The organism is Marinobacter confluentis (assembly GCF_004785685.1).
Lineage (GTDB): Bacteria > Pseudomonadota > Gammaproteobacteria > Pseudomonadales > Oleiphilaceae > Marinobacter > Marinobacter confluentis.
This window is the reverse complement of the sequence record NZ_SRPF01000065.1, coordinates 1-307: the sequence shown is the minus strand read 5'-3', so window position 1 is coordinate 307 and position 307 is coordinate 1. Positions and strand designations below refer to the sequence as shown.

1 protein-coding gene is annotated in these 307 nt (G+C 46.9%); it reads right to left on the bottom strand.

Going from position 1 to position 307, the window contains the following annotated elements:
• Positions 1 to 199 (bottom strand): DUF1127 domain-containing protein (locus E5Q11_RS17580; protein WP_135804724.1); only part of this gene is annotated, 199 nt, incomplete at its 3' end.
• Positions 200 to 307 lie beyond the last annotated feature (108 nt).

Here is a 307-nt window from a genome sequence, read left to right as displayed (position 1 = left end):
AGGCTTTGCTCGCTTCGTGTTCCGCGTCAATGCGCGACACACCGATATCTTTCAGCGTGAAATCCGGCAAACGGGCAAGTTGCTGTCTTGTCCGATAGTTGGCGTACCAACGGTTGAGTCGCTGAATCCAACTTTCCTTTGGAGTGTTTGCCAGGGCTGAAACATTAGCCCGGGTCCTGAAGATCGATAGTGCCGACATCGCTTTTCTCCGTTTCTGTTAAGTTCAAGCTAATTCTCTTGTCTGATAGCTCTATCAACAAACGGGTTAAAGCGTGCAATAATTTAGTAAAACTTAACCATGGATAGT